Annotated in this window: 6 protein-coding genes; 2 read left to right on the top strand and 4 right to left on the bottom strand. The window is 70.4% G+C overall.

Going from position 1 to position 7,139, the window contains the following annotated elements; genetic code table 11:
* Positions 1 to 291: 291 nt before the first annotated feature.
* Positions 292 to 1,839 carry an aminopeptidase P family protein gene (locus E3T61_RS08750; RefSeq protein WP_134640480.1) on the bottom strand — a complete coding sequence of 516 codons (1,548 nt, stop codon included), beginning with the start codon at positions 1,837 to 1,839 and terminating at the stop codon, positions 292 to 294.
* Between the two features lie 56 nt (positions 1,840 to 1,895).
* Positions 1,896 to 3,008 (bottom strand): endonuclease/exonuclease/phosphatase family protein, encoded by a 1,113-nt coding sequence (locus tag E3T61_RS08745; RefSeq protein ID WP_134640479.1) that lies wholly within the window; start codon positions 3,006 to 3,008, stop codon positions 1,896 to 1,898.
* A gap of 55 nt (positions 3,009 to 3,063) precedes the next feature.
* Here E3T61_RS08745 and E3T61_RS08740 point away from each other — a divergent pair, with 55 nt between their 5' ends.
* Complete coding sequence (locus E3T61_RS08740; protein WP_134640478.1) at positions 3,064 to 3,936, top strand: PHP domain-containing protein; 873 nt, start codon at positions 3,064 to 3,066, stop codon at positions 3,934 to 3,936.
* 74 nt (positions 3,937 to 4,010) lie between these two features.
* Here E3T61_RS08740 and E3T61_RS08735 read toward each other — a convergent pair whose 3' ends face one another.
* Entirely contained in the window at positions 4,011 to 4,400 is a 390-nt protein-coding gene (locus E3T61_RS08735) for a hypothetical protein (RefSeq protein WP_134640477.1), read from the bottom strand.
* Between the two features lie 269 nt (positions 4,401 to 4,669).
* The gene (locus E3T61_RS08730) at positions 4,670 to 6,151 is read right to left on the bottom strand and encodes a DEAD/DEAH box helicase (RefSeq protein WP_134640476.1); all 1,482 of its coding nucleotides are present in this window, start codon (positions 6,149 to 6,151) and stop codon (positions 4,670 to 4,672) included.
* A 186-nt stretch (positions 6,152 to 6,337) separates the two neighbouring features.
* Between E3T61_RS08730 and E3T61_RS08725 the strand changes: the two genes are divergently transcribed.
* Positions 6,338 to 7,039 carry a ferritin-like fold-containing protein gene (locus tag E3T61_RS08725; RefSeq protein WP_241992471.1) on the top strand — a complete coding sequence of 234 codons (702 nt, stop codon included), beginning with the start codon at positions 6,338 to 6,340 and terminating at the stop codon, positions 7,037 to 7,039.
* Positions 7,040 to 7,139 lie beyond the last annotated feature (100 nt).

Genomic DNA, 7,139 nt, shown 5'->3' with positions numbered 1-7,139 from the left:
GGCCCCGCACCCGTCCGACCCGCCGCGCTCAGCGCCGGAGCCGGTTGCCCCGCCGACCGATCAGCCCACCGCGCCGCCCGCGTACGGCCAGCCCGCCCCGCCGGTGTCTGCGCCGCCGGTTGCCGGGCCGTCCGACCCGCAGCCGCCGATCTCCGGCCCGGTCGACCCCGCCCGCTAACAGCGCGCGGGCTTTTCCCCGCTCAACTGTTGCCCGTACGGACAATTGCGCCCGGCACGCCGGCCGCAATTGTCCGCTTCGGGAACAGTCAGCTCTGTTGAGCGGCCGGGTGACTAGGCCTGCAGGGCCGCCATCCAGGCCTCGACCGCTGCGGACTCACGGGGGATGCCGGCGGAGAGGTTCTCGGCGCCGGTCTCGGTGATCAGGATGTCGTCTTCGATGCGCACGCCGATGCCCCGGTACTCGGCGGGCACGGTGAGGTCGTCCGGCTGGAAGTACAGGCCGGGCTCGATGGTGAAGACCATGCCTGCCTCGATCACGCCGTCCATGTACATGTCGCGGCGGGCCTGCGCACAGTCGTGCACGTCGAGGCCGAGGTGGTGGCTGGTGCCGTGCACCATGTAGCGGCGGTGCTGGCCGTTTTCCGGCTGCAGCGCCTCCTCGGCCGTGACCGGCAGCATCCCCCAGTCGGCGGTGTGCCTGGCGATCACGGCCATCGCGGCAGCGTGCACCTCCCGGAAGATGGCGCCGGGGCGGGCCACGAGGAACGCGGCGTCGGCGGCCTCGCGCACGGCGTCGTAGACCCGGCGCTGCACATCGCTGAAGGTGCCGTCGATCGGCAGGGTGCGGGTGATGTCCGCGGTGTAGTAGCTGTCCACCTCCACCCCGGCGTCCAGCAGCATGACGTCGCCGGGCAGGACGGGTCCGTCGTTGCGGGTCCAGTGCAGGATGCAGGCGTGCGGGCCGGATGCCGCGATGGTGTCGTAGCCGACGGTGTTGCCGTCGACGCGGGCGCGGGTGTTGAAGACGCCCTCGACCAGTCGTTCGCCGCGCGCGTGGGTGCTGGAGCGGGGCAGGTCACGGATGACGTCTTCGAAGCCGCGGGCGGTGGCCGCCACGGCGAGGCGCATCTGGCCGATCTCGTAGGCGTCCTTGACGAGCCGCAGCTCGGACAGGTCGCGGGCCAGGCCGGCATCCCCGTCGTGCTCGCCGTTGATCTCCACGCTGAACGGGGCGTCCGCCGCGTTCGTGGTGAGCATCCGCTCGGCGGCGTTGCGGAGCCGCGCGTCGTCGACCTGGCCGGTGAGGAACGGGTCGGCTTCGCGTACCAGCAGGGTTTCGCTGTCGACCCGGCGGAGCACCGCGGCGAAGTCGTCGATACCGCGCACGGCGACCCCGAGGTCGCCGGCGACCTGGGCGATGGAGGGCCGCGGGCCGATCCAGAATTCGCCGATCTCGGAATTGGCGTAGAACTCGTCGGAGTCACGGCCGGCACGTTCCCGGAAGTAGACGGTGGCCTCGTGGCCGGTGGCGGTCGGTTCGAAGACCAGGACCGCGCCGGGCTCGGCGTCGCTGCCCCACCCGGTGAGGTGCGCGAACGCGGAGTGGGCGCGGAAGGGGTAGTCGGTGTCGTTGGCGCGCTGCTTGAGCCGACCGGCCGGGATGATCAGGCGGTGGCCGAGGTAGCGCGCGGAGAGACGGTCGCGCCGGGCGGCTGCGAAGGGGGCCTGCTCGCGGGCGGGCGGCACGTCTTCGGAGCGGTCGGCCCAGCCACTGGAGATGTACTCCTTGAACCCTTCGGAGCCGGGCGTGGTCGAGCGGTTCTCGTTCGACCGGGCGGCGGGGGCAGGTGCGGGAGCGGTGTCGGTGGTGTCAGCCATTCCTCCATTGTCCCACTCGACCGGCCGGGCGCTCCCAGGCGGCGTTCGGATTCGAATCAGCCGGCGGCCGACAGCGTGGCGGCGACGGGGCGGTGGTCGCTGCCCGCGGTGTCTTCGGTGCCGATCACGTGCATGCTCTCGACCTGCCAGTTGGGCGTCGCGAGCACATGGTCGATGGGTGTGCCGAGCAGGGCGGGCGCCCAGGCCGGCCAGGTGCCCACGGCGCCGGAGCCGGCCAGCAGGGCGGCATCCCGGCAGTCGCCCAGGACGGCGCCGTCGCTGGTGGCCCGGCCGGCGAAGTGATCGACCGTGGCGTTGAAGTCTCCAGCCATGATCACGCCGTCGGCACCGGAGGCCCCGCCGGTGCACTGCCCGGCGAGCCAGTCCAGGTCGGAGCGCCAGTTGGCCATCTCCCACTGGATCGGTGCGACGGCGTGCACGGCGATGATCGTGGGACCGGCGCCGTCCACGGGCGCCGCTATCACGGTGGGCAGCACATTGGTGTTGCCGGGCGGGCCGGAGCCCTCGGCGGAGGTGACCGTGTAGTCGCCGAGGTCCGGGCTGATCAGCAGCGTCGTCGACCTGGCCTTGGAGATCAGGTCGAACGAGACCGTGTGCACCCACATCGGCCGTCCGGCGGCCCGCATGGCCTCGGCGAGGAGGACCCCGGTTTCCTCGGTGGTCTCCGGCAGGGTGAGCACGTCGGCCTCCTCGGCCAGCGCGAGTTCGGCGATGGCGTCGGCGCCGGGCGCGTCGCCGAGGGTGTTCCAGCTCAGCACCGTGATCGAGGCGGCAGGGTCGTCGGCGGCCAGGCCGGACGAGGCGGTGTCGGCGGTGCCCGCGGCATCCGCGCTGCCCGCGGCATCCGCCGTGTCCGTCGCGGCCGAGCCCAGACCGCGGTGCAGCAGGATGCCGGTGTTGACCGCGCCGAAGGCGACCAGGAGCACCATCAGCAGGGCGGCGGTGCCGCGCAGCGGCCGGGCCACCAGCAGCAGAATCCCCAGAAGCGCCACAAGGGCGATAGCGACCGCCACCGCCAGGCCGCGGAATGACACGGCGTGCGCGACGACCCAGGTGTTCTGCAGGCCGACCAGTTCCGGCCAGGCCAGAACGGTGAGGATGGCCAGTGTTGCGAGCCCGACGACGGCGCGGAGAAGGAAGGAGAACATAGATGAGTCACTGTAGGCGACAAGGCTGTATTCCCGCGCCAACTAGCATGGGGGAATGGCAGTCGAACGGCGTTTCACGGGTCCGATCGACCTGCACACCCACTCCAGCGTTTCCGACGGTACCGAGACCCCGTCCCAGCTCGTCCGCGCCGCAGCGGCCGCCGGACTCGGCACCGTGGCGCTGACCGACCACGACTCGACGGCGGGCTGGTCGGAGGCATCCGTCGCCGCCAAGGCGGCCGGCATCACCCTGATCCCCGGGATGGAATTCAGCACCAGGGTCGGCCACACGAGCATCCACCTGCTGGCCTACCTGTTCGACCCGTCGGATGCCGGGATCGTCGCCGAGACGGCGCACATCCGAAAGGCTCGGCTCACCCGTGCCGAGCAGATGGTGGCCCGCATCGGCGCCGACTACGAGCTCACCTGGGCCGACGTGTTGGCCCAGACGACCCACGGCGGCACCGTCGGCCGACCGCACATCGCCGATGCCCTGGTGGCCAACGGGCTCGCGCTCACCCGCAGCGAGGCGTTCGCCGGGATCCTGCACTGGGACGCCGGGTACTTCCAGCCGCACTACGCACCAGACCCGCTCCGCGCGGTGACCCTGGTGCGGGCGGCCGGGGGAGTGCCGGTGATCGCGCATCCGGCCACCCGCGGCGTGGCCGATGTGATGGCCGAGAGCCGGCTGGCCGCGCTCGTGGACGCCGGCCTGTTCGGCCTGGAGCTGCGGCACCGGGAGAACAAGCCGGAGGCCACCGCCAGGCTCACCATGCTCGCCGAGAAATACAATCTGGCGATCACCGGCTCCAGCGACTACCACGGCGAGGGCAAGCCGAACCGGTTGGGCGAGAACACGACCACGCCGGAGGTACTCGACCGCCTCATCGGTGAGGGCCGCGGAGCCCACCCCGTCTACGCCGCCTGATCCCTGAGGGCATCGCCGCAGAGGATCGTCGCTGACAGCGGCGTCGGCCGGGGAAAGGTTCCGACCGGGCCGGCCTAGGTGAGCTTGGTGCCCTGCGAGACCCAGACCCGGCCGATGGCGTCGAAATACTCCGGCAGGCAGGCATCCGCAACGGTCTCAATGGATGCGACGGCCATGTCGGTGGCTGCCTCGATCGTTACGTCAAAGGTGAGCTCATTGCCGTTTTGCGTGACATCGGACGGTTCGGCGCCCGAGGAACTGACACAACTGTGCCAGTCATCCGCTGCTTGGCGGTACTCCGTCTCGTCGACGACGAGGTCCGCCAGGACCTCCTGCTGGTAGGCACTCGCGCCGTCGCGCAGGTCGATGCGCTGCTCGTCGCTGAGCACGTTGAACGGTGAGACGCTGCACCCGGCGAGGAGGGCGATGACGCCGAGAACCGGGACGAACGCCCAGGTGCGCATCGGGTCAGCTCCCGGACGCAAAATGTTCCCGTACTCGACCGGCGCGCCCTGCATCGAGTCGCCACCGAGTCTCCGGCGAGATCAGGGTGCCGTACTCGGTACGGAGGTAGGCGCGAATTGTCCGCTGGCTGATGCCGAGCTCCCGAGCGAGGTCTGCAGGTGTCACAAGGATGTCCATGGGGCGAGCGTACTGCCGGCCCAGGCGCCAAACGCGAAAAACGGCCCCGTCGCGAGGCGAAGGGGCCGTTTTGCGGCACGTCGGTGGTCGGTTACGCCGTGGGCGCCTGCGGCGAGCGACGGCGGGTGCGGCTGCGTCGGCGCGGTGCGCTGTTGCCGTCGTGGTGCTCGGCGCCGCCGCCGTCGTGGGTGCCGGCGGCCGGGGTGGCCGCGGGGGCATCCGGGTTGGTGCTCGAACTCACGCGCACCCGGGTGCGGGGCGCCTGGTCGGCGGAACGGGCAGCGCCCGAACGTCCGCCGTCGGAACGACCGCCGGAGCGGCTGTCGCTGCGGCCGCCGCGGTTGGTGTCGCGGCCGGATGCGGCGCCGGGCACGGTCTCCTTGATCGGGGTCGCACGCAGGCGGCCCTTCGACCCGGCGGGGATGTTGAGGTCGGTGTAGAGGTGCGGCGACGAGGAGTAGGTCTCCTGCGGCTCCGGGGTGCCGAAGTCGAGGGCCTTGTTGATCAGGGTCCACTTGGGCATGTCGTCCCAGTCCACGAAGGTGACCGCGATGCCGGTCTTGCCTGCGCGGCCGGTGCGGCCCACGCGGTGCAGGTAGGCCTTCTCGTCCTCGGGGATGGTGTGGTTGATCACGTGGGTGACGTCGTCGACGTCGATGCCGCGGGCGGCGACATCGGTGGCGATCAGGATGTCCTTCTTGCCGGCCTTGAACGAGGCCATGGCGCGTTCGCGCTGCTCCTGGTTGAGGTCGCCGTGCACGGCGGTGGCGTTGAAGCCACGGTCGCCGAGCTCTTCGACGAGCTTGGCGGCGGCCCGCTTGGTGCGGGTGAAGATCACGGTCTTGCCGCGGCCCTCGGCCATCAGGATGCGACCGATGACCTCGTCCTTGTCCATGTTGTGCGCCCGGTAGACCAGGTGCTCGATGTTGGCCTGCATGAGGCCCTCATCGGGGTCCGACGCGCGGATGTGGATGGGCTTGGTCATGAACCGGCGGGCCAGGGCCACGATCGGGCCCGGCATGGTGGCCGAGAACAGCATCGTGTGACGGGTGGACGGTGTCTGCGAGAACAGCTTCTCGATGTCGGAGAGGAAGCCGAGGTCGAGCATCTTGTCGGCCTCGTCGAGCACCATCTCGCGCACGTTGGCGAGGCTGAGCAGGCGCTGGCTGGCAAGGTCGAGCAGACGACCGGGGGTGCCGACGACGATCTGCGCGCCGGCCTTGAGCTGCTCGATCTGGCCTTCGTAAGCCTTGCCGCCGTAGATGGAGACGATGGTGGTGCCGCGGTTGCCTGCGGCGAGTTCGAGGTCTTCACTGACCTGTACGCACAGTTCGCGGGTGGGCACGACGACGAGCGCCTGCACGCCGGGCTCGGGGTTGAGGCCCAGGCGCTGGATCAGGGGGAGGCCGAAGCCAAGCGTCTTGCCGGTACCGGTCTTGGCCTGGCCGATGATGTCCTGGCCGCTGAGGGCGAGGGGGATCGTCTGGGTCTGGATGGGGAACGGCTCGAGAATGCCCTTGGCGGCGAGAGCCTCGACCATGTCCTGGTCGATATTGAGTTCGGTGAAGGTCACGTTTTTGTTTGCCTGTCTAGCTGGAAGCGGGATGCGCCCGTCTTTTGCTTCAGGCGCAAGTCCACCGATCCTGCGCCGGTGAATGACACCAGACTATAGGGCGGCCCTGGGCAACAGCCCGTGGCCACACCGCACCTGCCGCGTTATTCGAAAACGAAGCCAGGGAGGTGGACCTATGCTTGGCAGGTGATCTCCTGGTTAGGTGAACGCCCGAAACGGGCAGAGACGCCGCGGCTGTCAGCCCGGGGCGACAAGCGTGCCACCCGAAAGGTGGACATCACCGAACTGGTTCCAGACCTGCTCACCTACCTGGGCCAGGCTGCATATTTCGAACTGGGAATGTTCGAGAGCCTCTCGACGGCCGTGATCACCGCCCCCACCCTCACCGCCAAGGAGGGACTGAGCCTGGCCGCCGGGCGTGCGCTGTCCAAGCACCACGGACTCATCGACGAGATCCGCCGCCGCGACGGCGAACCGGCCAGTGTGATGGGCCCGTTCGTTCCGGCGCTGGACACCTTCCGTGCGGCGACCGCGGGGGAGGACTGGCACGAGCTGCTGCTCAGCTGCTATCTCACCGGCGGACTGCTCGACGACTTCTTCATCCGGCTCTCCGATGCGTTGCCCGGCGACATCGGCCCGCGCATCGCGCATCTGCTCGGCGAGCATGGTGGCGCCGACGTGCTGGTGCACGAACTGGCCGCGGCCATCGCCGCGCAGCCGGCGCTCGAGTCCCGCCTGGCCCTCTGGGGCCGACGCTTGGTCGGCGACACTCTGCTGGTGGCCCGCTCGGCGATGGCGGTGTCGCAGGATTCGCGCATCGAGCCGGTCTTCACCGAGCTGATCGCCGCGCACACCCGGCGCATGGACGGCCTCGGCCTCACCGCGTAGCCCCGCCCGCCCGCGGGCGCCGAGGCGCTCGAGCGCGGCCCGACGAGGTGCGCGGGTGCCGTCCGTGGAGCTGTGCGGGCGCCGCGCCGGTGCGCGGGTG

Origin of the sequence: Cryobacterium lactosi, from assembly GCF_004403945.1 — a bacterium.
In the GTDB taxonomy this organism is placed as follows: Bacteria; Actinomycetota; Actinomycetes; order Actinomycetales; family Microbacteriaceae; genus Cryobacterium; species Cryobacterium lactosi.
Note: the sequence above shows the minus strand (reverse complement) of the source record. Positions and strands in the feature narration are given on the sequence as shown.

What these genes read in the sequence shown, in the direction of transcription:
- E3T61_RS08750 (WP_134640480.1), bottom strand. Translation starts at nt 1,839, where the DNA reads ATGGCTGACACCACCGACACCGCTCCCGCACCTGCCCCCGCCGCCCGG.
- E3T61_RS08745 (WP_134640479.1), bottom strand. Translation starts at nt 3,008, where the DNA reads ATGTTCTCCTTCCTTCTCCGCGCCGTCGTCGGGCTCGCAACACTGGCC.
- E3T61_RS08740 (WP_134640478.1), top strand. Translation starts at nt 3,064, where the DNA reads ATGGCAGTCGAACGGCGTTTCACGGGTCCGATCGACCTGCACACCCAC.
- E3T61_RS08735 (WP_134640477.1), bottom strand. Translation starts at nt 4,400, where the DNA reads ATGCGCACCTGGGCGTTCGTCCCGGTTCTCGGCGTCATCGCCCTCCTC.